At 67.6% G+C, this 629-nt stretch carries 1 protein-coding gene; it reads right to left on the bottom strand.

The genetic code is table 11. From position 1 onward, the window contains the following. Window positions 1–628 (bottom strand): response regulator (locus AC559T_RS15365; protein ID WP_146776716.1); only part of this gene is annotated, 628 nt, incomplete at its 3' end. Between the last annotated feature and the right edge of the window lies 1 nt (window position 629).

The following is a 629-nucleotide window of genomic DNA, read 5'->3' as shown; positions in this document are numbered from 1 at the left end:
TCTGCTTCATCAGGTAGACGGCGGCCTGCGTACGGCTCGCCAGGCCGAGCTTCTCCAGAATGCTCGACACGTAGTTCTTCACCGTCTTCTCCGACAACCCCAGCCGTGTGCCGATCTGCCGGTTCGTCAACCCGTCCGCGATCAGCTGCAGGATCTCGCGCTCCCGCTGGTTCAGCGTCGCCATCGCCGGGTCCTCGCTCGGCCCGTCCCGCAGCCGCTCCAGCACCCGCCTGGTCACCGACGGAGCCAGCAGCGACTGCCCCGACGCCACCGTCCGGATCGCCCCCACCAGGTCGTTGCCCCGGATCTCCTTCAGCACGTACCCCGCCGCACCCGCCATGATCGCCGAGAACAGCGCCTCGTCGTCGTCATAGGAGGTGAGAATCAGGCACGCCACGTCCGGCAACGCCGACCGCACCTCCCGGCACACGTCGATGCCACTGCCGTCAGGCAGCCGCCCGTCCAGCACCGCCACATGCGGATGCAGCGCGGGAATCCGCCGCAACGCCTCCGCGGCCAGCCCGGCCTCTCCGACGACCTCGATATCGTCATGCCGGGCGAGCGTCTGACGCAGACCATTACGCACGATCTCGTGGTCATCGAGAACGAACACCCGGATCTTCTCCATG

It is taken from the genome of Frankia sp. Hr75.2 (assembly GCF_949319125.1).
In the GTDB taxonomy this organism is placed as follows: Bacteria; Actinomycetota; Actinomycetes; order Frankiales; family Frankiaceae; genus Parafrankia; species Parafrankia soli.
This window is presented reverse-complemented; position numbering and strand designations above follow the sequence as displayed.